This window comes from Acinetobacter sp. (genome assembly GCF_036666595.1).
GTDB lineage: Bacteria > Pseudomonadota > Gammaproteobacteria > Pseudomonadales > Moraxellaceae > Acinetobacter.
On the sequence record NZ_JAVWVO010000167.1, the window covers coordinates 1 to 512 of the forward strand.

Genomic DNA, 512 nt, shown 5'->3' on the forward strand with positions numbered 1-512 from the left:
ATGCGTACAGCCATTCATTTCGCTCTAAGCTCTGCCAAAAACAATATTATTATGATTTCTGGCCCTGCACCAGAGTTGGGTAAATCGTTTATTTCAACCAACCTAGCCACCATTTTGGCGCAAAGTGATAAGCGCGTATTATTGATTGATGCCGATTTACGTCGTGGTTATATGCACAAATACTTTAACTATGATGTGCAACCTGGTTTGGCTGAATATTTAAATGGTCAACACGAGTTAGGCAGTATTGTACGCAGTACTGAAGTTGAAAATTTAAGCGTCATTAGTCGTGGTAAAAGTCCTGCCAATCCGTCAGAGTTGTTAAGTACTCAAAAATTTGCAGAGATGCTCACGCACTTGTCGAGCCAGTTTGACCATATTCTGATTGATACCCCGCCAGTTCTTGCGGTCACCGATGGGATTATTATTTCACAATATGCGGGTGTGAATTTGGTAGTGGCACGTTATGCTAAGACGCAAATGAAAGAGCTTGAACTGACTGTCAACCGCTT

At 41.8% G+C, this 512-nt stretch carries 1 protein-coding gene; it reads left to right on the top strand.

Translation table 11 applies throughout. The features are described 5' to 3' along the window. On the top strand, positions 1–512 hold a 512-nt coding region (locus RR876_RS17405), incomplete at both ends, for a CpsD/CapB family tyrosine-protein kinase (RefSeq protein WP_332637229.1).